This is a genomic window from Cystobacter fuscus DSM 2262 (genome assembly GCF_000335475.2).
Classification (GTDB): Bacteria; Myxococcota; Myxococcia; order Myxococcales; family Myxococcaceae; genus Cystobacter; species Cystobacter fuscus.
On record NZ_ANAH02000028.1, the window covers coordinates 39184 to 64130 of the forward strand.

Annotated in this window: 22 protein-coding genes; 8 read left to right on the plus strand and 14 right to left on the minus strand. The window is 67.2% G+C overall.

Annotation, left to right across the window (positions count from 1 at the left end; translation table 11 throughout):
* The first annotated feature begins 25 nt into the window (after positions 1-25).
* Genes D187_RS34870 through D187_RS34880 form a run of 3 tightly spaced genes read left to right on the plus strand, consistent with a single transcriptional unit; the run spans position 26 to position 2177 of the window.
* Positions 26-625 (plus strand): TetR/AcrR family transcriptional regulator, encoded by a 600-nt coding sequence (locus tag D187_RS34870; RefSeq protein WP_002624713.1) that lies wholly within the window; start codon positions 26-28, stop codon positions 623-625.
* Between the two features lie 35 nt (positions 626-660).
* Positions 661-1701, plus strand: a complete 1041-nt coding sequence (locus D187_RS34875; RefSeq protein ID WP_002624714.1) for a hypothetical protein — start codon at positions 661-663, stop codon at positions 1699-1701.
* On the plus strand, positions 1698-2177 hold the full coding sequence (locus D187_RS34880) for a hypothetical protein (protein ID WP_002624715.1): 480 nt from the start codon (positions 1698-1700) through the stop codon (positions 2175-2177). Before D187_RS34875 ends, D187_RS34880 begins: the two co-directional genes overlap by 4 nt.
* 55 nt (positions 2178-2232) lie before the next feature.
* Here D187_RS34880 and D187_RS50825 read toward each other — a convergent pair whose 3' ends face one another.
* Positions 2233-2844 carry a hypothetical protein gene (locus D187_RS50825; RefSeq protein ID WP_002624716.1) on the minus strand — a complete coding sequence of 204 codons (612 nt, stop codon included), beginning with the start codon at positions 2842-2844 and terminating at the stop codon, positions 2233-2235.
* Positions 2845-3262: 418 nt separating this feature from the next.
* On the opposite strand from D187_RS50825, the gene D187_RS55710 reads away from it, so the two are divergent.
* Positions 3263-3664, plus strand: a complete 402-nt coding sequence (locus D187_RS55710) for a hypothetical protein (RefSeq protein ID WP_043432983.1) — start codon at positions 3263-3265, stop codon at positions 3662-3664.
* Positions 3665-3859: 195 nt separating this feature from the next.
* Here the strand turns inward: D187_RS55710 and D187_RS34895 are convergent, their stop codons facing one another.
* Entirely contained in the window at positions 3860-4300 is a 441-nt protein-coding gene (locus D187_RS34895) for a YbjN domain-containing protein (RefSeq protein ID WP_002624718.1), read from the minus strand.
* Between the two features lie 346 nt (positions 4301-4646).
* Between D187_RS34895 and D187_RS34900 the strand changes: the two genes are divergently transcribed.
* On the plus strand, positions 4647-5411 hold the full coding sequence (locus tag D187_RS34900; protein ID WP_002624719.1) for a hypothetical protein: 765 nt from the start codon (positions 4647-4649) through the stop codon (positions 5409-5411).
* Complete coding sequence (locus D187_RS34905; protein ID WP_002624720.1) at positions 5408-6592, plus strand: RCC1 domain-containing protein; 1185 nt, start codon at positions 5408-5410, stop codon at positions 6590-6592. Before D187_RS34900 ends, D187_RS34905 begins: the two co-directional genes overlap by 4 nt.
* 199 nt (positions 6593-6791) lie before the next feature.
* Here the strand turns inward: D187_RS34905 and D187_RS34910 are convergent, their stop codons facing one another.
* Positions 6792-7388 carry an HD domain-containing protein gene (locus D187_RS34910; protein WP_002624721.1) on the minus strand — a complete coding sequence of 199 codons (597 nt, stop codon included), beginning with the start codon at positions 7386-7388 and terminating at the stop codon, positions 6792-6794.
* Positions 7389-7545: 157 nt separating this feature from the next.
* Here D187_RS34910 and D187_RS50830 point away from each other — a divergent pair, with 157 nt between their 5' ends.
* A complete protein-coding gene (locus D187_RS50830; protein ID WP_002624722.1) occupies positions 7546-7992 on the plus strand; it encodes a hypothetical protein in 447 nt (148 codons plus the stop codon).
* Between the two features lie 180 nt (positions 7993-8172).
* Complete coding sequence (locus D187_RS50835; RefSeq protein ID WP_002624724.1) at positions 8173-8961, plus strand: hypothetical protein; 789 nt, start codon at positions 8173-8175, stop codon at positions 8959-8961.
* Positions 8962-9054: 93 nt separating this feature from the next.
* Here D187_RS50835 and D187_RS34925 read toward each other — a convergent pair whose 3' ends face one another.
* The 11 genes from D187_RS34925 to D187_RS34975 form a co-directional block, all read right to left on the minus strand.
* On the minus strand, positions 9055-10824 hold the full coding sequence (locus D187_RS34925; RefSeq protein ID WP_002624725.1) for a M1 family aminopeptidase: 1770 nt from the start codon (positions 10822-10824) through the stop codon (positions 9055-9057).
* Between the two features lie 104 nt (positions 10825-10928).
* Complete coding sequence (locus tag D187_RS34930) at positions 10929-11771, minus strand: Hint domain-containing protein (RefSeq protein WP_211241608.1); 843 nt, start codon at positions 11769-11771, stop codon at positions 10929-10931.
* 126 nt (positions 11772-11897) lie between these two features.
* Positions 11898-12734 (minus strand): Hint domain-containing protein, encoded by an 837-nt coding sequence (locus tag D187_RS34935; protein ID WP_002624727.1) that lies wholly within the window; start codon positions 12732-12734, stop codon positions 11898-11900.
* 57 nt (positions 12735-12791) lie between these two features.
* Positions 12792-14384 carry a M4 family metallopeptidase gene (locus D187_RS34940; RefSeq protein WP_002624728.1) on the minus strand — a complete coding sequence of 531 codons (1593 nt, stop codon included), beginning with the start codon at positions 14382-14384 and terminating at the stop codon, positions 12792-12794.
* A gap of 226 nt (positions 14385-14610) precedes the next feature.
* On the minus strand, positions 14611-15483 hold the full coding sequence (locus D187_RS34945) for a hypothetical protein (RefSeq protein WP_002624729.1): 873 nt from the start codon (positions 15481-15483) through the stop codon (positions 14611-14613).
* A 53-nt stretch (positions 15484-15536) separates the two neighbouring features.
* Positions 15537-17339 (minus strand): M1 family aminopeptidase, encoded by a 1803-nt coding sequence (locus D187_RS34950; protein ID WP_002624730.1) that lies wholly within the window; start codon positions 17337-17339, stop codon positions 15537-15539.
* A gap of 477 nt (positions 17340-17816) precedes the next feature.
* Entirely contained in the window at positions 17817-18977 is a 1161-nt protein-coding gene (locus D187_RS34955; protein ID WP_002624733.1) for a hypothetical protein, read from the minus strand.
* A 182-nt stretch (positions 18978-19159) separates the two neighbouring features.
* Entirely contained in the window at positions 19160-21121 is a 1962-nt protein-coding gene (locus D187_RS34960; RefSeq protein ID WP_043432986.1) for a HEAT repeat domain-containing protein, read from the minus strand.
* 519 nt (positions 21122-21640) lie between these two features.
* The gene (locus tag D187_RS34965) at positions 21641-22141 is read right to left on the minus strand and encodes an Hsp20/alpha crystallin family protein (RefSeq protein WP_002624736.1); all 501 of its coding nucleotides are present in this window, start codon (positions 22139-22141) and stop codon (positions 21641-21643) included.
* A 151-nt stretch (positions 22142-22292) separates the two neighbouring features.
* A complete protein-coding gene (locus D187_RS34970) occupies positions 22293-22499 on the minus strand; it encodes a hypothetical protein (RefSeq protein ID WP_002624738.1) in 207 nt (68 codons plus the stop codon).
* A 178-nt stretch (positions 22500-22677) separates the two neighbouring features.
* Positions 22678-24831 (minus strand): metallophosphoesterase family protein, encoded by a 2154-nt coding sequence (locus D187_RS34975; protein WP_020918483.1) that lies wholly within the window; start codon positions 24829-24831, stop codon positions 22678-22680.
* Positions 24832-24947: the final 116 nt, after the last annotated feature.

Sequence of the window (24947 nt, forward strand, 5' to 3'; positions counted from 1 at the left end):
CGACCGGTCGTGCTTTTTCTGGCGCATGGCGAAGCGCGCCCCCAAGACGAACGAGCGGATCCTCCAGGAAGGCCTGGCCCTGATGAGCCAGGAAGGCCTGGCGGGAGTCACGATCGGCCGGCTGGCGGAACAGGTGGGGATGTCGAAGAGCGGGCTCTTCGCCCACTTCCGTGGCAAGGAAGACATCCAGGTGGGACTGCTCGAATACGCCGGCCGCGTCTTCCTCCCGTGCGTCCTCGAGCCCGCGATGAAGGCGCCCGAGGGGCTGCCCCGCTTGGAATCCCTGGTCCAGCATTGGCTGGGATGGGCGAAGCGGGCGGGACTCCCGGGGGGCTGCGCCGTGGCCGCCGCGATGTTCGAGCTCGACGACGTGGAGAGCCCCGTCCGGGAGTATGTCCTCGGCCTCGAGGCGCAGTGGCGCGCCACGCTGGGGCAGTTCGTCCAGCGGGCGGTTGACCTCGGGCACCTGCGCGCCGGACTCGATGTCGAACAGTTCGTCTGGGAACTCTGTGGCATCTACCTGAGCCATCACACCTCGAGCCGCTTCGTGCGGGACCCGCGCGCCGATGAGCGGGCCCGCGTGGCCTTCGAGGCGCTCGTGAACCGGGCCCGTCCCGGGAAGTAGTCGCGCTGTCCTCGCATGCCTTCAGGTGTCTGTTCATGCTCTCCGCACGCGCTGGTGCAGTCCTGCTCATTCTGGGCCTGGAGATGGGGTGTACCCGGAAGCCCCCGGACACGTGGACCGAGGTGGACGGAGGCGTGCGCTGCGAGGGCGATCCGCGCCACCTGGCCTGCACCGGCCTGTATGGCGAAGGAGGGACGGGGTGGGCGGCGAGGCAGCCCGGTCCGGGTGTCCGTGCCTTCACGCCCGGGCTCCAGCTGTGGAGCGATGGCCTGGAGAAGTCCCGCTTCGTGTGGCTGCCTCCGGGGACGCGGGTGGACACCTCGCGCATGGACGAGTGGCGCTTCCCGGTGGGCACGAAGTTCTGGAAGGAGTTCCGCTGGAAGGGCCGGCGCATCGAGACCCGCTTCATGTGGAAGCGCGCCGAGGGCTCCTGGCTGCGGACGACCTACCGCTGGAGCGAGGACGAGCACGTGGCGCTCGAGCTCACGGAGGGCGAGCGCGACGTGCCCGGCACTCCGGGCTTCGAGATTCCCAGTCAGCTGGACTGCCAGGCCTGCCATCGGGGCCGGGAAGACGGCGTCCTCGGCTTCGAGGCGGTGGCGCTCGCGCATGAGGCGGCCTCGGGGCTGACGCTCGGGCAGCTCGCCGAGGAGGGACTGCTCACGCACCCGCCCGGCCAGGCGCCACTCCTCCCGGGAACGCCCGTCGAGCGCGAGGCCCTCGGCTGGTTGCACATGAATTGTGGCGTCTCGTGCCACAACGCGAACGAGACGGCCCTGGCGAGCTTTTCGGGCCCGCGGCTCCGGTTGGAATCGCAGGAGCTCGCGTCCGTCCAGGCCACGGGGGCGTTCCGCACGGGCGTGGGAGTGCCTTCCCAGTTCCGGCCCTCGCTCGGGGCTGGCGGGAAGTTCCTGCGGGTCGCCCCCGGAGATGGGTCGCACAGCACGCTGCTGTACCGGATCGGCAGCCGCGAGCCGGCGGTCCAGATGCCGCCCCTGGGCACGCATGTCGTGGACGAGGTCGGCCGCGCCGCCGTCCGCCGTTGGATCGAATCGATGCGAAGGACAAACCCGTGAAGGACCTGCTCTATCAAGGCGTTCTCTTCCTGCACTCCTGGCTGCGCTGGGGCGTGGTGCTGCTGGGCCTCGTCACCTTTGTCCGGGCGGTGCGGGGCTGGGCGGGCGGCCTCGAGTGGACCCGGACGGATCAGCGCGTGCGGCTGCTCTTCATCACCCTGCTCGACAGCCAGGTGTTGCTCGGACTGTCGCTCTACTTCGTGCTCAGTCCGCTGACGCCCCGGAGTCTGGAGGGCCTGCGGTCGGTCATGTCCATCTCCGTGCTCCGCTTCTTCGGCCTCGAGCACGCGACGACGATGCTGACGGCGCTCGTCATCGCGCATGTCGCCTCCGTCGCGAGCCGCAAGGCCCGGGACTCCAAGGCGAAGCATCGCCGGTGGGCGGTGGGACTGCTCATCGCGCTGGTGTGCATCGTGGCGGGAATCCCCTGGCCCGGACTGCCCTACGGAAGACCGCTCCTGAGGATCTTCGGATAGCCGAAGGTGGCATCATCGCCCCATGTCCACGCCTCCGCGCGAGTTGCTGGGTTCCTCAGCCCTTGATGATGTACGTCTGACGCAGCAACCGCCCGCCGCGCTCCAGTTCGAGTTCGACGCGGGAGGCCTTCATCACGAGGGCGTAGGCCTCGAGCGCGCCCTCCGGGCTGTTCAGGGGGATGCCGTTGAGACGCAGGACGAGATCCTGATCGCGCAGGCCGAGCTGGAAGAAGAAGGAGTTCGGGTGGACGGAGAACAGCGTCATGCCCTGTGCCACGCCGTTCTTGAAGAAGGGGCCGCTTTGGGGCGGCTCGGCGACGCAGTGTCTGTCGGGCGGGCCGTTGCGGCGGGACACCTCATGGAGAGAGGGACCGACCTGCCGGATGTCCAGCGCGCAGAGTGAGGCGAGCGCGGACGTCTGCTCCTTGGGAAAGGGTGGTGGGACGGTCGGCGGCCCGATTTGGCGGGAGAGCGTGTCCAGTGCCAGGGGCGTGGGCTGCTCGCCGGGGCTCGGGGCGGGAGGTACGGTGGTGAAGGCGGGCGCGTAGCGGAGGGGTGGTTGGCGCAGGACGTCCGCCACCGTGTTCAGGGAGTACGCGAGGGCCAGGACCGAGACGGTGATGCAGAGAGGGTATAGGGCCTGTGCGGAGGGACGGACGAAGGGCATGGGCGGGCTCCGGAGGCGCGATGGCGGGCTGCTCCTCACACAAAGCAAGGACGGGACCAGGGGAGGGGCGGACGGGGACCACGAGAGCGGGACGCCCGGGCTGTCCGGGAGCCAGCACTGCCCGTGCGCCAGATTGTCCGCGCACCGCGTGCGGGAGGTGACAGCGTGTCTCCATCCGCTGGCGTTTCCGGGGCCATGGCCTGTGGGGCCGCGCTTTCCGCACGCTCTCTCCCGCGTGGTGTTGAGGCTCAATCCGCCAGGGCCAAGCGGAGGGACGCGCGAGTTTCAGCGCCCTTTTTCCCGTTCGGGGGTGAGCAGGCAGGGGAGGGGGCTCAACCCCGTCCCCTGGTCGGCGGAGGCCTCAGTCTCCAGGGTAGGGGGAAGACAGATTCGCCACGAGGAGGGGAACGTGGACCGATTGAAGCGGGACGATCGTGAGCAGGCGCTGTACTTCGTCACGAGCTTTCTCGGCTCGGTGACCCTGTCCTATTACCTGTCCCGGCTCATGGGCAGTGGCACCGTGTCCGCGGGACGCATGCTCCTGATGCTGCCCGTTATGGTGGCGGGCTTCTGGCTGTTCTACGTCTTCGGCAAGCGCCGGCCCGCGACCCTCTTCATGATGAACGCCGCCTTCGCCTTCCTGTCGTTGATTGCCCTGTTCCTGACCTTCCAGTTCCTGAGTGGACTTCGCGGCCAGGCCGCGCTCAAGTCCCCGGATGCTCACGATCCATGCGTTTGGCCGTGTCCATTCGAAGGTGATTGGCGTCACGCGCGACCTGCGCCCCCTTTGAATGTTGGAGGAGTGCGGCCTGCCCTATGAGGTGCGCGGCCTCGACCACTCCGCGTGCGCGCCTACCAGGAGCGGTGCGAGGCCCGGCCTGCCTGGCAGCGCACGCTGGATGCGTACGAGCAGCGGCTGGGCGCGAAGCCCGGCAGCACCCGATAAGCACCCATCCCCTCGTTGGCTCGCTCGCCGTCCGGACCGACTGCCATACAAGACGGAGACGGCTCCGTGTCAGCCTTCGAGCGCGAGGCGGCTGGAGAGCGTGGGGACGTAGGCATCCAGCATCGAGATGACGTGGTCCACGAGCCGCGCGTAGACCACGGGGTCCAGGACGGTGCCCGTCACGTCGATTCCGTTGGAGAAGCGCAGCTCGCCATCCGTCAGGTCGAGCTCGAACTTCCCCACGGCGAGGCCGTAGTTGATGGCGGTGATGGCGACCGCGGCGTCGGTCCGTGCCGGCTCCGGCACCGTCCCGGGAACGACGCCGTAGAAGACCGTGCGTCCCTCTTCGGGCTCGATCTGGATGTAGCACGCGTAGGTCCGCTCCCCCCGGAGCGCCAGGGACCAGATCAACTTCCCCGGGAGCTGGGTCAGCGCCCAGCCGCGCTCGAGGACGACCTGGGTGATGGCTTTCTGAATCGATTCGACCGTACGTCCGAGGGCATCGCTCACGGAGTGGAGACTAGCGCGAGCCATCGCCGTGGAGGCAGGCGGCGGGTGTTGGCGGGTTCTTCCCGCCCGACTGGCCCCGGCGACTCGTGGGCTGGTGGCGGCGCGCGCCGCGGGTGGAAGCACCGCCCGAGCCCCCTCCCCCACCGGGCTGGAGTGGGGTGGGCCCGGCGCCCCCCTGACATTGCCTTCGACACATCCAGTCTTGTCTTGAACGGATCCGGGATTCACGTCGGTGGCCCCTGGAACTCCGGGGCAACATATTCGCCTTCTTTCAGGCACCGGTGACGCCGTCTCGCTCCCCTGTGCACGGGGTTCTCCCTACGTGAGCTGCCTTCTGAGACATCCCATGGGTTTCCGGACGGTGGCGCTGGTGCTGGTGCTGGCGCTCCCACTTCCGACCCTGGCCGCGCGTGAGTCCATCCGCAATCACCTCCTCGTGATCCAGCAGTTGCTGGGCACCACTCAATACGAGCGCGCGCTCGATCAGCTCCAGGTGGCCCGCCAGGAGCGCCATGGGACGGACGAGGACGTCACGCTCTCGCTCTATGAAGGCATCCTCCTGTACGAGCTACGCCGCAAGGACGAGGCGAAGGCGGCGTTCCGCCGGGGCTTCCTGCTGCGGCCCAAGGCGGAGCTGCCCGTGCCGGTGTCTCCCAAGATCCAGGCGGATGTCGACGCTGTCCGTCAGCAGGTCGAGGCCGAGCTGAAGGCCATGCCCAACCCTCCGGCCCAGCCGGAGGACTTGAAGGCCGAATCCACGGCGACCCCGTCCGAGAAGACGCCCTCCGGGCTCCGCCGGCACGCGCTGATTCCCGCCCTGGCGGGAGGAGCCCTCGTGGTGGCGGGAGGAGTCTCGCTGGGCATCTCCCGCGCGCAGGCGAACATCCTGCGCGATGACGATCCCCGCATCGTGAGCCGGGCGGATGCGGAGCTGGTCGGCAGACGCGGCCAGAACTGGCAGACCGCGGGCTTCAGTCTGCTGGGCGTGGGCGCCGCGGGCCTGCTCACCGCGGCGGGCATGTACCTGCTGGGAGCCCCCGACGACGCCGCCCCATCCATCGGTGTGGGCACCAACGGGACCTCAGCGTTCCTTTATGGGAGGTGGCCATGACTCGGAATCCCGCGGCACCCGGTGGACACGCCCTGCTCCTCTTGCTGGCCGGACTGCTCGGCGCATGGGGGTGCGTGGACTTCGATAAGGACGTAGAGGCGTATTGCCAGCGCAATCCCAGCGTCTGCCTGACGTCGCTGCCAGATGGAGGCTCCCAACCTGCCCCCATCACCCACGTCTCCTCGCGAGGACAGCACAGCCTGGCGCGCCGGAGCGATGGCTCGGTGTGGGCCTGGGGAGAAAACACCACGGGACAGTTGGGAGACGGTACGACCACACTCCGCTCGACGCCGACGAAGATCGCCACGCTGAGCAACATGGAGCGAGTGGCCGCGGGCCATGGCCACTCCCTCGCACTGCGCGCCGGCAAGGTCTGGGCGTGGGGTAAGCCAGACTCAGGCGCGATCAAGACTGCTCCCGTGGAAGTTCCTGGCTTGAGTGATGTCGTCGCCATCGCCGCGGGCTTTTCACACTCCCTGGCGCTAAGCCAGTCAGGTCAGGTCTGGTCCTGGGGGAATGACAACGCGGGCCATGCGAATAACACGCCCGTCCAGGTGGAAGGACTGCCGGGCATCAAGGCCATTGCCGCTGGAGTCAGCTACTCACTGGCACTGGGCACGGATGGATCGGTCTGGGCTTGGGGCGACAACACCCTGGGTCAGCTGGGCTCGGACACTCCGTCCAGCGCCACGCCCGTGAAGGTGGCGGAGCTGCCAATGATCACGTTCATCGCGGCAGGCAGCACCCATGCACTGGCGCTGGACACGGCGGGCGGGGTCTGGACCTGGGGAGCCAACGACCACGGCCAGCTGGGGGATGGAACAACGAGCACCAAGAGGTCCCAACCCCAACAGGTGAGCGGCTTGGCGAACATCCAGGCGCTGGCTGGGGGCAACGGCCACTCCCTGGCACTCAACAGCGCCAATGACGTCATGGCCTGGGGCAGGGACTCCGCGGGGCAGCTGGGAGATGACTTGTCGTTGAAGGATCAATCCAGGCCCGTGAAGACCTCCTCCTTGACCAATGCCACCGCCATCTCCGCGGGCCACTCCCACTCCCTGGCCGTGCTCAGCGACGGCAGTCTGTTCGCGTGGGGCTCCAACGAGAACGGCCGACTGGGTGTCATCCTCCCGTTGCCGTCCGAGACCATTCCCACGCCTCTGCCCGTCGCATTTCCGTGAAGGCCCTGCTCACTCCTCCTGCGCGGTGACGCTGAGAGGCGTCGTCTTGCAGGCGAGCGCCTCGCTGAGGGCAACCCCCAACTGCCCCCGCCGACGAGCGCGTCGGGCGAGCGCGGTGACACGGCTGGGCTTTCCCTGAACGAGGTGCGGCGCGAGGCGCTCGCGGCGCGGGCGTCCTCCCCCGAGTCAGTCCGCTTGCTCAGCGGGCGGGCCGCAGGGTCTCCAGCTCGGCGAGCAGTGCCTGGAGCTCGGGCGTCTCCAGCACCTTGTGCACCGAGGCGAAGAACTGCGACAGGTCTCCGGCGCCCTGGTGCTCGTAGACGGTGGCCTGCAGACCCATCTCCAGCCGGTCCACCTGGCGCACGAGCCGGGCCTCGAAGGACGTGCCCTGCTCGTACTCCTCCCACAGGGCGAGGTAGTCGGAGCCGCGGGGCAGCTCGGAGAAGATGCGCTGCACGGCCTCGCGCTCGCGCCGCTGCTTCTCCTCGCGGCTCACGCCGTCATGGGGGGTGATGTCTCCGGCGCGCGCCTCGCCCACGTCGTGCAGGAGCGCCATGCGCACCAGCTTCGAGGCGTCCGCCTCGGGAAAGGAGCTGTCGGCGAGGAACAGGCACAGGAGCGCCACGAAGAAGGAGTGCTCGGCCACGCTCTCGCATCTCTCGCGGGGGATGCCCACGCGCAGCCAGCCCTGGCGGTAGAGGTGCTTGAGGTGGTGCAGCTCGAAGTAGGCCTCGAGCAGGGGCAGGGTGCGCCGGCCCCGCAGCAGCGCGATGGATGGAGCGGCCTTGGTGTGCATGGGCCCGAGGCTAGCCGCGCGCTGGAAGCGGCGTGAGGGGAGGAGACACAAACCTTTCGGCCTCAGGGGGTGCTTTCGTTCCCCTCCCTCCCTTGAATTCCGTTATTTTCCGGGTAGAATTTGATTCCCGTACTGAAATTCCCAGGGAGACGGCGGCATGAAAGATATTCGGCTCGTGGTGGTGCTCGCGTGTGTGGGTGCATCGGGCGTGGCGCAGGCCCAGCTCGCCCTCCGCTGCACTTCGGATGACCGGCTGACGACGTTGGAGCAGAAGAGGGGCCGCAACGCCTGGGCGCGCAAGTGTGGCTACATCAGCACGACCCGGGAGGCCAATCTCAACAGCTTCAGCGAGTATCAGGTGTTCGCCAACGGCTGCTTCACCCAGCCGTGCGCGCCCAAGGGCAACAACTGTGTGTACTTCGTTCCCGCCTCGGAGTACGCGCCCTGCATCGGAGGACTGACACCGGTCGGCTCGTGCGATGCGCGCCTGGAGGGGGAGCCGTCGGATTCCCTGCTCGCGGCCATTTCCTCTCCGTCCACGCGCTATCTCTGGGCCTCCGCGCCGAGCCTGGACTCCCTGCTCGGCGCTCACCCCTCCTCTTGAGTTGAGTGGGCCCTCGGGCCACGGACGGGCCGGGTATTCGTCGAATCCACCCTTCATGCGGTGGGCTTGGCCGCGCGGTCGCCCTGTCGGTTTTTGTCTTCACCTTTTTTAGATTTTTCACGTTTTTGTTTTTCATGCCTGATGGTGTGGAGGATCTCCACCCCCATCCAGGAGGGACTCATGACGGCGTGGCTCGCGATGACACTGGCCCGGATCTCTCATTCTCATTCCCAGTCCATGAAGAGGACGAGGTCGGGCGGGCTCGTGCTCGCCCTGACGGGCCTGCTCCTGGGATGTGGCTCCAGCCTGCCAGGAGAGGATTTGGAGCCAGATGGCCTGGCCCGCTCCAGCGACGCGCTGGTGGAAATGTGCCCCGCCATTCCGCTCGCGGCGGGTGAGCAGAGCGCGCTGCTGCCGTCGTACTGCTACTACTGCGGTGACGGCATGTGCCAGGGGGGGGAGTCCCAGTACAGCTGTCCGGATGACTGCGGCTACCCCTCGTACTGTGGAGATGGGGTGTGCAGCGCGGCGGCCGGCGAGAGCGATTTGAACTGCGCCACGGACTGCTACTGCGGCGACAATCTCTGCAATGGCAGCGAGAGCGTCAACACGTGCCCGCGCGACTGCGGCTGCCCCAACCTGTGCGGCAACGGGGTGTGCAACAACAACGAGACGACGGGGACGTGCTGGACCGACTGCGGCACCCTGTGTGGGGACCGGGTGTGCAACGGCGGCGAGAACGCGAGCAACTGCGCCCAGGACTGCGGCTACTGCGGTGACGGGATGTGCGCCGGAAGCGAGACGCTGAGCAACTGCTACACCGATTGTGGCTTCTGCGGCGACGGCCTCTGCCGCTCTCCGGAGACGCGCTACAACTGCCCGGACGACTGCGGCACCGTCTACTGCCTGTCGGGGAGCGACTCGGGCAACAGCATGTTGCCCGCGTGCCCGATGGAGCCGGTGCGCTAGCTCGCTCGGCCCCGGCCCCGGCCGCTGATGCCGGGGCTGGTCCTTCCGGCTGGAGCGCTCCTCCACTCCAGCCGGTTCTCGCCAGGCCGGGGACTACAGCCTCCAGCGGATGGGCTCCGGCTCCGCGGTGAGGCCCATGAGCTTGCTGTTGACGAACTTGCTGTTGGGGTCCACCACGAAACCCGAGGGCTCCCAGCCGTCACCCACGGGCACCTCCACCGTCACCTCCTTGTTCTGTCCCGTGAGCTCGAACTTCGCCAGTCCGATCCTCTTGTCGCCGCGGTTGTGGAACGACACCTCGACCTCCACGTAGCCGGGGTAGTAGATGTCGGAGTGCTGCGCCACCTTGAAGGTCAGCTTGCCATTGGCGCGATTCCAGCCGTCCGACTCGACGTACTCGTAATAGGGCCAGTTCGGCTCGCCGCTGCGCTTCACCCAGGCGTTGAAGTAGGGCGCGAGGTCCTTTCCCGACGCGATCTGCATCTCCGTGCGGAGATCGTCGATGCTCCGGGCCGTGGGCGAGGACAGGAATCTCTTGATGCCGGCGAGCACCTTGTCCTTGCCGATCAGCGGCTCCAGTTGCAGGAAGAGGATCATCGGCCCCGAGCCATACACGTTGTTGACGAAGGTGATGTAGTTGGGGGCGGGGTTGTCTTGCGGCTGCAGGTAGTAGGCCGCCCCCCGGGCCAGACGGTCCCAGTACACGCGCGTCTGCCCGGCCTCGCCACCGCGGTACTGCTCCTCATAGAGGTAGGTCATGTAATCGGCCAGGGCTTCCTTCCAGGCGAAGTCCCACTTGCTGGCCAGCGTGGTCCGGTTGCCCGCCCACTGATGCACCACCTCGTGCATGAGCGTGTGCAGGGTCATGTTGGCGTAGTCCTTGCGCAGCAGGGGCAGATCGTCGCGGAGGATGATGTTGGCCGGGTGCTCCATGCCCAACCAGTCCGTGGGCCCGCTCGCGATCCGCAGCTCCGAGCCGTAGGGCAGCGCACCCAACTGACCGGTGATCCACCCGAGGAAGTGCGAGACGTCGTCCCGGTTGAGCGCGGGGAGGAGCCGGCCGTTGGGGACCTCGTAGAACTTCACGCTCACCGGTGAGGTCAGGAACTGGGTCTCCACCCAGTTCGGGTTGGAGGCGACGGCGAAGGACGAGTAGGTGGGGGCCTTGACGTTCGCCGGCAGGTCGCACCGGGTCTGACGGTTGCTCGGCGTGGTGCGCACTCCGGGACAGAGCACGAGCTGATTCTCCGGGTGATCCACGGTGAAGGAGACGCGCGTGAGTTGATCCGCGGCGTCGTCGCACGGTCCGAACAGGTCGCACGACTCCACCCATCCCAGCAGGTACGTGAACTGGCCTCCCGAGAAGTCCTGGCGCCTGGAGAAGCCGACCTGGCTGTAGTCGTACGTCGCTTCGGGGACGGTGTAGGTGCTCTTGATGATCGACGGCCCCCGGGTGCCGTCCACATCCGAAGTGGAGCAGATGTTCAAGTGCTCATTGGACCAGTTGAAGCCCTGCAGCACGGAGGTGCCACCCCATTGCCAGGAGACGTTCTGGACGCTGGCGGGCCCGGGAATGCTGAGGCAGTCAATGGTCTCGCTCGGTTGGACCACGAGTTCCGAGCTGGCCTGCCGGCTCGTGAGATCGATGCCATATTTATACTGGAGGACGTTGTACTGGCGATCGCCGATGATCTCCTGTCCCTGGGCACCGGGCTCGCATGTCGTGTTGGAACACCCATCTCCAGGAGTGGGCTCCCTGTTTGGATCTCCGCATCCCGTGCCCAGCACGCCGCCGAGGAAGAGAACGGTGGAAAGACGTCCCCGTGCGCGGGGCTTGTAATCAGTGCTGGCAACGACCCTCATGGGTGAGTCCTTTTGAGATGGGGAAGGGTTCAGGGACTTCAAAACAGACCACCCGCCCGGGAAGGCGCACCGGGCGGGTGGGGGAACAGGAGACAGGGATGGGACTAGAGGCCCTGGACGTCGGCTTCCTCGCGGGTGGCGAGACGGTAGTGGATGTCGGCCCACTCGTTCTGGAAGCGGACGGAGCCGGTGAGCAGGCCTTCCACGTCGAAGATGTTCTCGGCCTTGTCGTGGCTGGAGGGCTGGACGTTCCAGACGTAGCCCTTGAAGCGGAAGACGTTGATGTCGGAGATGGAGACCTTCTGGCCATCGGAGGCGAGGAGGAGATCTCCGGCCTTGAGGGACTTGGCCTTCACGAGGTTGCCCTCGCCATCGACCATGGGGTGCTCGGAGGTGACCTCGAGGGTGATGCCATTGGTGAGGTGGAGGGCGAAGACATCCTCGATGGTGTCACCGGCGATATACGCCCGGATGGGCTGCTCGGAGTAGGTGGGGGCGAGCATCGTGGCCGAGGGGGTGAGGGCGGTGACGGTGGGTGCACCGGACGCGAGGGCCTCGGGGATGGGCATGTGCTTGCCGCCGAAGGACACCTTCTGGGTGGGGGTGAGGCAGCCGGTGACGCAGGTGCCCAGCTTGCTGATTTCAGTCAGGCCAATGCAGGCGGCATTGACGTCGGCGGGGATGAACCTGCTGCAGGACGAGCCGGGGATGACGCTGGGGTAGGCGTAGCAGCCCTCGAGGAAGACCTGATACTCGCCCTCGGAGTTGAGATAGGCCTCCTTGGCCGCGGAGATGAAGCCGCACTTGCGTGCCCAGGCGTTGCGGCCCTGGGCGAGGGTGGCGTTGGTGAGCTGGTCGTCCAGGGTGCAGCGGGTGGCGAGCTGGGCCATCGCGGGAGAGGAGATGCCCACGAAGGCCAACACGGCGACGAACATCGATGCTCTCATCTTGTATCTCCTTTGATTACGAATTACTCGATTTACTGTTTTTGTTTTTTAGACGGGGAAGGAGCCGGTCCGGGGTGCCGCCGGCCCCGGCGGCGAGGCCGGGGCCGGTGGACGGGGGGCGGGGGACTACAGGCCGCCGACCTCGAACTCGTCACGCAGGGACAGACGGTAGTCGTCCGCCGCCCACTCGTTCTGGAAGCGCACCGAGCCGGTGAGGAAGCCCTCGGCGCTCATGACGTTCTCCGCCTTGTCGGTGCTCTGCGGACGCACGTTCCAGACCTGGCCCTTGAAGTTGAACACGGTCACCTCGGAGAGGGTGAGCGCCTTACCATCCGCGCCCATGAGCGTGTCGCCCGCCTTCAGGGTCCGCGCCTTCACCATGGTGCCATCGTTCAGGAGCATGGGGTGCTCGGCGGTGACCTCGAGGCTGCGCCCCTCGCGGGTCTTGAGCAGGAAGATGTCCTCCTGCGTGTCACCCGCCACATAGGCGCGGATGGTCTGGTTGGCGAAGGACAGCAGGCCCGGCTGCGCCGCGGGCGTGAGGGCCGTCACTTCCTTCATGCCGTTGGCGTAGGCCTCGGGCACGGGCAACTGGCGGCCCGCGAAGTCCACGCGCTGGGTGGGGGTGAAGCAGCCGGTCACGCAGCTGCCCAGCTTGACGAGGCCGGCGATGCACGCCGCGGCTTCGTTGTCGGGCACGTACTGGGCACACGTGGAGCCGGGCTGCACCGTGGGGTAGCTGGCGCAGGCGTTGGTGTAGACCTGATACTCGTTCTCCGAGTTGAGGAACGCCTCGCGCGAAGCGGAGATGTACCCGCACTTGCGGGACCAGGCGTTGCGGCCCTGCGCCGAGGTGGTGGTGGTGAGCTGGTCATCCAGCGAGCAGCGGGCGCTGAGCTGGGCCACGGCGGAAGTCGAGAAGCCCGTGACGACGAGCATGAGCGCGGAAAGGATGTTCTTCATGTCTCTTCCTTGTGTGGGTGTTGGGTGTGGGGTGTTGCACTTCGTCCGAGGCGCCGCCTACTGCACGCCCGCGGCGCTCCAGGCGTCACGCACGGCCTGCACCACCGTGGCGTCGTAGCGGTCCTGCGCCGCCTGGACGGTCCAGGCGCGCGCCTGGGACATGGTGGTGGTGGAGGTGAAGTAGTTGGCGTTCGCGTGGTACCAGGTCTGCGCCGCGCGGTTCATGCCCACGCCGGTCACGTTGACGCCCGTCTTGCCGCGCGGGTGCGTGCCACCGGTGACCAGCAGCTTGAACACCAGGTTGGGGATGCCGGAGTTCCAGTGCACGCCCCCGTTGTCGGAGGTGCCCGTGTAGCGCTCGGGGTAGTAATCCTTCGACGAGCCGTCCTGCGTGGGGTTGTTCATGTAGCGCAGCGCGTCCCCACCGATGCCCGGCGTCCAGATGTACTCGCCGATCTTCCAGATGTCCGCGTCGACGGCGCCCCCGCGCGACCAGCTCGAGCAGAAGGCCGCGGCGACGTCCGACATGCTCTCGTTGAGCGCGCCCGACTCGTTGCGGTAGGCGAGGCCCGACTCGTACTGCGTCACGCCGTGGGTGAACTCGTGCGCGACCACGTCCAGGTCCCGGCCCAGCTCGCCCGAGTTGGCGTTGTCGCCGTCCCCGAAGGTGATCTGCACGCCATCCCAGTACGCGTTGACGTAGCCCTGGCCGTAGTGGACGGTGCTCTGGATGCGCGAGCCGCGGTCGTCGAACGAGTCACGCCCGAACAAGGTGTCGTAGCAGTTGTAGGTCGTCCCGATGTGGTTGTAGTTGGTGTCGACGTGGTTGTCGCCCGTGGCGCCGCCGCCCTCGCTGCGGCGCAGCGTGCCCGGCGTGCTCCAGTCGTTGTTGGCCGAGTAGAGCGCCCGGTTGATGGAGTGCAGCTGCGGGCGCACGTCGAGCACCTCGCCGGACAGGGCGCTCACATAGACCAGGTCGCGCGCGGGCTGGCCCTCGCGCATTCCCACCACCGTCACCTCGTAGGCCGGGGACAGCTCGCCCTGGGCGCTCAGGAAGTAGACCGGGCCGGGCGTGCCCTGCGCGGTGAGGGTGGCCGTGCCGTCCACGGCGGCCCGCGCGGCGGCCTCGGGGGACACCCGCTTGAGGGTCGTCGGCTCGCTGGCGCCGCGCGCGTTGCCATTGGCCGCGAACACCTCTCCCGCCTTGTTGACGTGGAGCAGGAGCTCTCCGCCCACCACGCGCAGGCCGTTGCGCGTCTGCTCATAGCGCGCGTGGGTGAAACCGAGGTCATCCGTGCGCACCGAGCGGAGGTTCAGCTCCTTCGTGCTCAGGCGGAACGCCGGGGCGACCCGGTCGAGCACGGGCCGCAGCGCCTGGTGGGCGAGCTCACCCGAGACGCGCAGCCCCGGGGCGGTGAAGGAGGTGTCCACCTTGCCGAAGTTGCCGCGGATGAAGGTGGGCACGTTGCCCGGACCCATGTCCACCACTTCCACCTTGCCCAGCGCGCTCAGGGCCGCCTGGACGTCGTCACCGGCCTGCTGCTGCACCGGATCGGCCGGGCTCGCGTCCTTCTCCGGGGCGCCCCCACACGCCGCGCTGAAAGCCACACAGCAAGCTCCGATGAGTCCCTGCTTCCAATTCTGGATCACTGACTGCTCCTTGCGTCGAGAGGTACAACGTTGCCTTGCCGCCACGACGAACTCGTGAAACGGGCGCACCCGTGCCGTCTCCGGCCCGACCGGTGTGCGCCCGAGTGTTTTCAAGGGGGAATCCGGTGCATGTCTCCCTTTCGCCCCGGACCGGGGCGGACGAGCGGAGACAAGAGGGGACCGGCTTACAGCTGCGTCTACACGACTTCGACTGCCAGATGCGTCCTCAGAGGTGCCGCGTCAGCTGTTTCACCTCGTCCATGCTCGCGCCCGACTCGGACAGTCCCGCGAGGAGGGCCTCGCGCAGGAGGCTCTTCAACTTCGGGTTGTCGAGCTGGGCGTAGGAGTCCACCGCGAGCTGCCGATCCAACTGGGCCAGCCGGAAGAGCAGATCGAACTTCTCCCCCACCAGCCCCTTCTTCGCGGTGTCGGACAGCGAGCTGTCCACCGGCTCCATCAACAACGCCACCATGGTGTCGCGCGCGCTGGCATCCTTGGGGGCCAGCGAGTGGAGCATGTCGATCATCGACATGCGCTCGAGCACCGCCTCTGGCTTTCCATGCATGAAGGAGGTGCCCGCGGGCAGCTCGGCCAGGGGCGTGGGGTCCGTCAGCTCCTCCTTCAGCGCGGCGAGCTGCGCCGGGCCGCCGTGCGCGAACTCCTCCAGGAACTTCTCCTCGCGGAAGAAGGCATTGAAGCGCCCGTGGCGGAACTTGTTCGCCGCCTGGCGCACCGCCTCGCGGCGCTGGGCCATCGTCGGCTCCTGCCCCGCCGCCACCTCCGTCGTCGGGGACGCCGTGGCCAGTGAGGGGACGGTGTTTCCCGGGGAGGAGGCGCTTGCCGCGGAGGCGGCCGGCGAGACCGGAGCGGAGCGGGCTCCCGTGGCCGTGCCCCGGGCGGCGTTCGTGGCCCGTGCTCCGGGGGTGGACGGCGTGCCGGACTCGCCGGCGGCCGGAAGCTCTCCGGACGTCGGCGCCAGCCGGGTGAAGAGGGCATAGGAGCCCGCGCCCGCGAGGACGAGGATCGCGAGGCCCGGACCGCCCCAGCGGCTCCAGCGCAAGCGCGGCGTGGCGTTCTGGTTGTCGTGTCGTGCGTTCACCTGGACAACTCCTTCTTCAATGGCTCGAGCGCGGGGAGGGAGTCGCGTGGAAGTCAGAAGTGCCAACGGGGCGGCGCGGCCTCTCTGAGCGCGCCGAAGAATCTCCGATTGACCACCCGGTTCTCGGGATCCACCGTCACCTGGACCACGGGCTCGGGGAAGGGCTCCGGGGGGGTGACGAGCGTGGCGCTGGTGGGCGCGAGCCCGTAGTCGACGAGGATGTCCCGGGTTTGCGTCGCGCCCTGGACCCGCACCTTCACCTTCACCGGGTAGATGCCGCCCTCGTAGGTCTGCTGGGTGACGGCGAGGGTGAGCTGCCCCGTTTCCTCGTCCCGCGTCGGCTCCACGTCGAAGTAGGGCCAGTCCGGCTCGTTGCTGCCGTGGATCCACGCGTCGAAATAGACGTCCAGTGAGCCCGGTGCCAGGTGGGCGCCCTGCTCCAGGGACTCGTGCAGGTGCTGGGTGGTGCGCGCGCCGGGCGCCGCGAGGAAGTGCTGGATGCCGCGCAGGACGTCCTCCTGGCCCCCGGGCAGCAGCTCCTCGAGCTGCAGGAAGAGGAGCATCGGCCCGGTGCCATACACGTCCGCGGCGAACGTCAGGAAGGGGGCGGGCTGGTCCTCCGGCCTCGGATAGAACATGGCCGAGCGGGCCAGCCGGTCCCAGTAGGCGCGCGTCCTGGCCGCGTCCTGGGGCCAGTGCCGCGCCTCGTAGACATAGGTCAGGTACTCGGCGATGGCCTCCTTCCAGGCGAAGTCATAGGCCTCCGCCATGGTCGTGCGGTTGCCCGCCCACTGGTGGGCGATCTCGTGCATCAGCGTGTGCCGGGTCTGGTCGGCGTACTCGCTGCGCAGCTCGGGCAGCGCCTCGGACAGGATGATGTTGCCCGGGTGCTCCATTCCGAGGAACTCCGTGGGGGCCCCCGCGACGCGCAGGGTGTCTCCGTACGGCAGCGGGCCGAGCAGTCCGGTGATCCACTCCAGATAGTCCGCGAAGACGGTCGGCTGGAGCGCGGGGGCGAGCAAGCCCCCGGGCCCCTCGAAGAACTCGAGCCGGTAGGGGCCGGCTTCCGCGAACGTCGTGCGCACCCAGGAGGGATTGGAGGCGATGGCGAAGGAGGAATAGGTGGGGGCCTGCTGCAGGAGACTCCCGCAGCGCGTCAGGGTATCACTGACGTTCAGCCGCGTGCCCGGGCACAGGACGACGTCCGCGGCGTCGTGCTCCACCTCGTAGCTGAAGGTCGCGAGCTGGCCGGGGGCGTCGTCACAGAGCCCCAGCCGGTCACACTGCTCGACCCAGCTCATGAGGTACGAAGCGAGCTGGCCCTTGCGGTCCCTCCGCTGGGAGAAGCCCACCTGCGTATAGTCATACGTCGCCACCGGGACAGGGATGTCCGCCTCGATGACGAGCGGTTGATTCGGGAGGGTGGGGCCGCAGATGCGCCAGGCGCCGGTGAGCGCCTCGACGTGGGTGGCGGCCGCCCCATTCCACTTCACCTGGGTGATGCCTGGCGGACCCTTCAAGACGGTGCAGTCACCGCCCGAGGCGGGCACCTTCAAGAACAGGCGCGAGTGGGCCGGGTGCGGCGTGTCGCCCGTGGGCCGCAGGTCGAAGCCGTAGTGGTAATGGAGCACCCGCGCGGTGAAGTCGACGGAGGACGGCGGGGGCTCGGTGCCCTCCGGCTCCGTGGGCGGGGGCTCGCCGGGCGGCGTGGGAGGGGTCGTCTGGGGCTGTTCGTTCCCACTCTGGACCGCCCCGGGCTCGGTGACGGGCGGGGCGGGCTCCTCACAGCCGCCCAGGAGGCCCGCGGTCCCCAACACCAACCCCATCAGACAGACAGACGCCTTTCCCTGACGCATGGCCTCGCTGCACCCCCGCGCGAATCGCATCGACGGTGCCCTTCAAGAAAGACAAAACGCAGCGGCGAGCCCATCCCGTGGGTCCGCCAAGAGACGATGCTCTCGCCAGATGTTCATGACCTGATCATGAAGGGTCACCACCACCGCCAGCACCCCACTGCACGCGCCGTGTCCCACCCGGGCAGAAACCTTGAAAACCGGGGTTAAAATATGTTCCCTGTTCTACACCATTAAAATTGTAAATCAAGACTCCCCGGGCTTTTTTTCTCATTTTCCAGTGGAGTTGAAGTCCCCGTCCCTGCTTCCCGTGCGGCGGGCTGTGGACTGGGAAGCAACACTTCGCGTGCGAGCGGGCGTGCGCTGGATGAGAGGGCTTTCGCCACGGAAGGATTCACGCGGCGGGACAGCCTCGTGCTCGAGGCCGCCGCGCCCCCTCCCAGCATGGACGGAGCGCGGCGGGCCGGGTGAAGCGGGGACTCAGCCGCAGATGCCCAGGGGCTGGGAGCCGCCGAGGTCGAGCAGCGACCAGTTGCGCGTGATGCCCGACCAGCTCGCGATCGTCACCCGCCAGGTCTTCTTGATGAAGAGGATCTTCAGCTTGGCGTACAGCTTCAGGGTGCCCGAGAGCGTGTTCAGCTCGAGGTTCGACTTGAGCTTCCAGTCCAGCGTGCAGATCGGCCAGAACAACTCACCCGAGGAGGGCAGGGTGGCGTTGACGAGGGACAGGGCGCCCTCCAGGCCGAAGGCGAGGATGATGACATCCACGGCGGCGGAGGCGTTGACGTTGGCCCAGCCGCCCGGGATCGCGCTGAGCTTGGCGACCGTCGGGCCAATCTGACCCGTCACGGCGAGCTTGACGCCGCCGGCGAGCGAGGCCTTCACCGAGATGGGCACGGGGCCCACCATGAAGCGCTTGGTCGCGGAGAAGAAGGTGCGGCTCCAGTTGATGGGCGTGGGCGAGTAGGTGGCGTAGAGGTTGGTGGACCAGATCTGCTGTCCCACCGCGTACAGCGCCGCGGTGCCACTGTTGTCGCCGCCCTGCTGCCCGGAGATGTTGGCCCGGCCCAGCACGAGCTCCTTCTCGTACGAGAACGCGGTGCCGAAGACCTTGCCCTCGGCCACCGCGTCGACCTTCTTGTCCTGGCTCGTCGTCGCCGTCTCGGCGGTGACCGTCGCGTTCAGCGAATAGCCCGCGCCGAACACGCTGTTGCCGAACCGCTCGATGCGCGTGTAGGTCTTGTTGAACGTCTGGTTGGGATTGGTCCAGGGCAGGAACTCCAGCGGCCCCGGCACCATGTGCTGGTTGGCCTCGGGAATCAGGCCCTGATCGACGCTCACCTCGTAGGTGTAGTCGCTCGGGTCATAGCTGAGCGTGCCACCCGTGCGATTGCGCTCGTCCACGGCGATCGCGTTCTGCTCACCGGGCGTGTACATCCCGTTGGGGTCGAACGGGGCCACCGTGGACTCCCACGGGTAGGCGGGGTTGTCGTTCATGATGTAGCCCGGCGCCAGCGTCGTGGCCGGGTACTTCTGCGGCTGGATTGTATAGGTGGTGGGATCCGTGAAGCTCTGGGCGGCGGCGATACCGGGAGCAGCAACAGCGACCAATGCGAGGGTGCGCAGCGTTTTCATGCTCATGGGCATCCTTCAATGTGGGTGGGAGGACTACGCTTCGATTGAAAGCCGCCCGCCTATTACTTCATTTATTAGAAAATAACAATTAACCGAATAGACAATTTTTCATGACCCGTGGTGATTCCCCGCGTAGGCACCAAGGCCCGGAAGCCCGGGCCGGAGGCGAGCCATGGAATGGGGGCGGCTCAGTGGGCTGGGGAGTCTGGCGGGAGGGGGGAGGGGGCCGTGGGTGTATTGAGGAAGACCGCGGCCATCCGCCGGAGTTCAGGATGGGGCTCGTTCTGGCTGGCCCATTGCAACAACAGCAGGGCTTCCGGCGCGGCGCCCCGCACGGTGCCCAGCAGATTGATGATGTCGGAGCGGACTCCGTCCGAGGCATCCTTCTGGAGGGCCTGCCTCAGCACGGGGAGCAGCGTGCCGAGGGGACGGAAACCACAGGCGAAGACGGCGCCGCGGCGCACCTGGGTGGCGGGATCCGTGAGGAGCCGTTCGGACAGGAGCCGGTCGGCCTCGGGCCCGGGGATGTTGCGCAGTGCTTCCATGGCGGCCACGCGGACCTGGATGGCATTGGAGCGGAGCGCCTCCCGGATCGTGTCCAGGGCGTCGGGTGCCCGGGTATTGCCGATGGCCCGCAGGGCCAGGGCCTGTTGTTCCGGGGTGGTGGCCGAGCGGTAGTTGTTCTTCATCTCATGGACGAGCGCCTCCGCGCCGCGTGCGTCGTCATCCGTCATCTGGTACGCCGCGTTGCCAAAAGCCAATGACGCGGTGTCCCGCAGCATCGCGTCCTGGTCGCGCGTCAGATGGCGCAAGGCATCCACCCCCTCGCGGTTGGGCTCGCCCGCCATGCCCAGGGCGGACACCGCGTCCATCCGGACATCATGGGCGAGGGATGAGTCTCCACTGGCGGTCGCCAGGGAATGGATGGCCTCCGGGGTGCTGGCCGCCGAGAGGGCACCCAGCATGGGACTGGCGGCGAGCTGGGGCATTCCCGAGCGCAGGATGTCCGGAACCTTCAGCGCCTCGCCAGGCTGGAGCATGAAGAGGGCCCGGAGCTGCTCCATCACCTGGGTGCGCGCATCGTCCCGCGCCTTCTCCTCCGCGGGCAGCGAGCGCAGCGCCTGGATGAGTTCATCGAAGGTTCGATTGCCGAGGATCTGCCGGTAGTGCTCCAGGGGATCCTGCGCGCGGCCCTGGAAGGTGGCCATGGTGGCGGTGCTCAACAGGCCCCGGCGGGCCTCGAGCGAGCCTTTCAGCGTCGCGTCCATCCGGCGCTCCAGCAGACGCAGGCTCAGCTCGAGATCGTTGAACACCCGAGGCATGCCCTCGCCCGTGTCCACTTCCAGGTGCTCCTTGTCCTGGAGGGATTGGGTCCAGATGTCCTCGCCCAGCTCGAACACCGCGCTCATATACGTGGTGGTGTGGACGTCCGAGCCCATGGGCTGGAGTCCCTGGGGCGTGGTCAGGTGGGTATACACCTGCTTCTTCTTCTCGAAGCGGTTGTTGCCCTGACGCACGTACACCGCCACGTACTGGCCGGTGGTGTCGAGCTCGTCGCTGCGCCAGGCCTGGGTGAGCTGTCCCGGCACCACGAACTGCGAGGACGCCACGAGCGTGCGGAGGATGCCGCGCGTCAGGTCATCCACCGGCTCCTCGAAGTGGGTGAGCGCCACCGCGCCCGACTTGTCGAGCGTCAGGAAGAAGGGCAGCTCCAGCGCGGCCGTCATCGTGCGCCGCACGTCGGGGGGCAGCGCGTCGTTGCCCTCGACGCTCAGCTGGAACGTGGATGTCTGGAGGTTCACCCGGACATGGACGCGCTCGGCCTCCACCGCCACCACCCCCACGCTCCATTCTCCCTGGAGCGTCAGGTGCATTCCGGGGAGGGAGGGCGCGCCCGCCGGCTGTTTGCTGTTGCCGAAGGAGACCTTCTGCTCCGTGCTCAGCGCGTAGCGGTAGAGCATTCCGGGGGTCCACACGCGCAGTCCATCCGCCTTCGGCGCGGCGAGGCCCGAGACGACGGTGGGCTGGGCGGGCGATGCGGCGGACGCGGTGGCCTGTTCCACGCGCGGCGCTGGCGTGTCACTTCCGGGTTGCCGCCACCAGACCACCCCCAGCCCCATCAGCATGAGGATGACGGCGACCGACGACACCAGAGCACGTCGAAACTTCCACGGCATGAAACCCCCGGGATATCTACCGAGCATTGTTTAGCACGGATACCGGGCGTATTACCTGCCCCCTCCCGTTTTCATTGCATCCGCCGACTCCACCAGCCTGACTGGCCAGGGTGCCTCGCGGGAGTGTATTCGCCAGACACGGCGTGTACGGGAAGGCGTTGGGTTGAAATTTTACCGTGACGCGCGAATTCAGGTGCCCTTGGCTCATGGAGGGCGAATCAGACAATCGCCTCCGTCTCGGTGTTGTCCAGTCTCCCCGTCGCGCGAATTCCTCTCATCTCACGCCACGGCCGTGGGGTCGGAGCCAGGGGGCCGACCCCTTGCTTTTTCAGGAGATAGGGCGTTGAGGGGCCCTGTCGTCGCCGCTCACCGCGTTCGTCCGGGCTCGCATGCGTGGTGTTCGCCATGGCCGCGGCGCTCGCCCCCACGCCCTGAGGCCCCGAGAGGCAACGCCTGGGCCTGCCCCGTCATCGAGGCAGGCCCCAGGGCGAATCAGGCATTCGCCTTGGTGTCACCCTCGTGCGCGCCCTTGACGAGGATGCGCTTGGGCTGCACTTCCGGCTTCTTGGGCACCACCACGTTGAGCACGCCGTCCTTGAGGTCGGCCTGGACGTGCTCCGCGTCGATGCCCTCCGGCAGGGAGAAGGAGCGCGAGAATGAGCCGAAGCCGCGCTCGTAGACGAAGTGCGTCTCCCCCTCGTCCTTCTTCTCCTCGTGGCGCTGGCCGGAGAGGGTCAGCCGGTTGCCGGTGAGGGAGATGTTGAGGTCCTCCTGCTTGACGCCGGGGAGGTCCGCCTTGAAGACGTACGCGTCCTTGGTCTCCTTCACCTCGAAGGCGGGGAGGAAGCCCGTCACGGCGCCACCGCCCGGCACGCCCCGGGACAGCTCCCGGAAGGGGTCCCACTGCAGGAAGTCCCTCATCACCTCGAAGGGGTCCACTCCACGGTTCTGGCTGAGACCCCGGTCCGTGTTGTTCCGACGAATGAGCGACATATCCCAATACCTCCTGGATGGAATGCGGTTGATTGTTGTTCGTGAAGGGCGTCCGAGAAGGTCATCCCTCGCGGAAGCACTCTCTCTTTGCTTCTAATCTAACCAGCTCGCGGCGTTGTCCAGTCGCTCCGGCGAGCCAATCCCTCTCACTTCAGGCCGCGGCCGTGCGGTGCATGAGGACAATCCCCCGCGGACCGACAGCCATTCTCGGCTGGGACAAACGACGGCAGCTGGGGCAGTAGCCCCACACCTGTCCCGGCGTCTTGCGCACGCTCAACGCGCCGCCGCAGCTGGGGCAGCCCCCACCCACGCTCAGATCCGCCATCTGCTGTTCCGAATCCGTCTTCACCTCGAGCATCGGTACCTCCTACGCCCTCACCAGTAACGCAGCGCCGAGGTCTGGCAACTGTCCACGTGCCGACAGGGCCAGGTGTTCCGGGCGTCGCGGTACCGAGTGGCGTAGGGTCGCCTGCTCGTAGGGAATCCGTACAGGCGAGCGGCCCTCGGGGGAGCACGCCCCTCCCCCGGGGGGACGCTCAGTTGAAGCTCAGCGCGCTGTCCTCGGCGTTGCTGACCTTCTGGCCCTCGAAGTCGATCGTGAAGTGCCCACTCGGCCTGGCCGAACCGAGTCCCTTGAAGATCGCGAACACCTGCTTGAACTGGCGCTGGAACAGCACCTGGACGGCATTCTGGTCCGAGGGCTTCCCGCCAATCTCGAGGATCTCCTCCGGGCTGGCCGGGAACGCGCCCATCAACACCTTGTACTGGCTCACGCGCTCGGCGCCCATGTCGCGAAGCGCCAATTCGCCCGCGTACACGGTGCGGTGGAAGTCACCATGAAACTCATAGGCGGAGATCCTGGAGAAGTCGTCCAGTTTCAAGCCCGCGGCGCTGGCGAGCTTGTTGGCCTTGGCGGTGGCCTCGGCCCAGTCGGCACTCAACTGGCTGGCCGGAACCACTGCCGCGGTGGCCGTGCCCTTGGCCGCGCAGGCCGCGCTGATTGGCACGATGCCCGGTGCCTCCTCGAGCTGCGCCAGGGTGACCTGGGTCCGAAGCTGCGAGAGGATCAGCATCTGCTTCGCGTCCAATGACGTCGCCGCTTCCTTCATCTCGCACGGCCAGTACTCGTCCAAGAAGCGCAGGCGCGACAGTTCGCCGAAGTAGTAGCGCGTGAATTCGCCGTAGGACCGGGTGTCCAGGATGGCGCGGTTCCATCGCCTGGCCACATCACCGCTGGCGGTGCTGCCCTGCAGGTAGTCGTGCTCGGCCTGGTAGAGCGGGAACAGCTCGTCATGGCGCGCTACCGAATCCAGGCCGATGGTCCGCACATCGACCGTCTCCTTGTCCGTGTAGGTGACGAGCTTGTAGGCCGCGCCGTACACGGCCAGGGACGGCGACTGGACATTGACGAGGAAATGACCGGCCGCGTCCTGGTAGTCATTGGTGCCGTTGAAATGCATGTGGCCGCCGATATGCAGTCGCAGGCCGGTGGAGGCCAACGCCGCCGTGGTGGCCGCTTCCGGGACTCGGGCGGTCTGGAAGGCGCCGGGCTTGAACACCGCCTTCATCGCATCGGTCTGGTTGGCATAGAAGTCCATGGTCGGATAGTGCGAGAACGCCATCAGGTGCTTGCCCTGGGCCCCGGCGCGCTCGGCCACCGACTTGATCCAATCCATCAGGTGCTTCTTGTGCGTCAGCACCTTGTTCCAGCCCGCGTTGCCGGCGCCATCGAAGCCCTTGGCGGCCTTCGGGTTGGCCGGGTCGAACTTGCCGTTGGGGATGAAGACGTTGGCGTCGATCGACAGCAGCCACAACCCCGGGACCGGCTCCACCAGGTAGCTGGAGTCGATGATGTTGCTGCACCGGGTGTAGGCCCTGCCCAGCTCGGCTTCGCCAGCCGCCTTGTAGCTGCCGCCCTCGCCTTCCGCGCACATCTCGAACTGACGATTCTTCAGCTCGGCCTGGATGACAGCCTCTTCATGGCTGTACCCGCCGTCCTTGTACTGGCTGAAGGGCGTTTCCCAGTACAGGTCCGCCTTGTTCGGCATGAAGCCGAAATCACCCAGCGTGGCGAGCAACTTCTCGTAGCCCTGCTCCATCAATTCCTGGGTGCAGACCACGCTCGGGTCATTGGCGATGCAGGCGGCATTGCCAGGAGCGTAGACCTTCTGCTCCTTGCCCTCCCGGGTCAGGAAGTCGTTCTTGCCGGCCTCCTCATCGTCATGGGGCTCGTTGGGATCGTGGTTGCCGGGCGCGAGGAAGAAGCGCATGCCCTTGGCCTGGTACTCATGCAGGATGTCGGCGAGCCCGTTGACGTTGATGGGTTGGGCATCGTCGGAATAATCGCCAGGAAGCGCCACCAGCCGTACGCCTTTCGCGTACGCATCGTCCAGCGCGGCGCGGAAGGCGAAGGAGTTCTCGTTGAACAGGCGGGTCGAGGTCAGCTGCGCATACATGGTGCGGATGGTCGCGTTCTTTCCCTTCTGGGTCGGGATGCCCGCGAACCGCGCGCTCTTGAAATCGCCATAGACGTTGGCGAAGTGCACATCCGACATGAAGGCGACGCTGGGGCTGCCAGCGGGCGCTTGCTGTTCTGGCGGAGGGGCGTCGTGGTGGCACGCGGACAACGACAGTGCCGCCAGCATCGCCGCGCCGACGTGTGCCGGGCGCGACCTCATCTTGATTCCCATGCCTGAACTCCGTGTGAAGAATAGTTCGAATCCAGGCCCACACCCTTGCATCAAGACCATGGCCTATTGATTACATGTCGGTGACATATCGGTTACCCGCCGAGGGCGGGTATGAT